Here is a 655-nt window from a genome sequence, read left to right as displayed (position 1 = left end):
ATGGCAAAAGCGATGGCAGAGCTGGGCTCGCTTGAGGGCAGACGGTAATTCTTCAAGCACCTTCCAAGTCCAGATCCACCTCATGAACCCGCCGCAGGGATCCCTTGTTAAAAGCTGGGAAGCGTAGGTAGGGGTACTGCTCCTTGGCCTGCCGCAGCTCTTGGAAGGCGGGGGCCAGTTGATCTTTGGGGGAGATCCCTGTAACCACACACCAGATCTTGGTGCGTGTCAAGGCCACAAAAGCTTGATTGCGCCGGCGCAGTTGCTCCTCTACACTTAGCCCCGGCTCGGTGGCGTTTTGAAACTGGCAGACGTAGACTTTCCAAGCTTCGTTGCCCTTGGCCCGGAAGATCCCCGACAGGGTGACGTGCCCCGGCAAGCGGAAAATATCCCGATCGGCATCTTCGCCAGCAATGAGGGCGCTAATTCCTCTTTGTTTGAGCCTGGCCTTTAGGCTTTCCCAGTAGGGTCTGCTCCCTCTGAAGCTGGCTACACTTGTAACTAGAAGATCTTCCGGCCGAAAACTCCACTGCTTCAGGTCGCGCTCGATCTGTTGGGCAATCCAATTCTGCTCCTCTTCCTCAGAAGGGAAGGTGCGCCAGACCAGCAGCGACTGGGGATCCACCTTGGGATCAAAGTTTTCTTGATCGACGGG

General features: G+C 56.5%; 1 pseudogene. It reads right to left on the bottom strand.

The features are described 5' to 3' along the window. Positions 1-52: 52 nt before the first annotated feature. A pseudogene (locus NW844_RS13090) lies at positions 53-655 on the bottom strand (hypothetical protein); the annotation flags it as partial.

The sequence above is a fragment of the Synechococcus sp. H55.2 genome (genome assembly GCF_047462495.1).
Taxonomy (GTDB): Bacteria; Cyanobacteriota; Cyanobacteriia; order Thermostichales; family Thermostichaceae; genus Thermostichus.
This window is presented reverse-complemented; position numbering and strand designations above follow the sequence as displayed.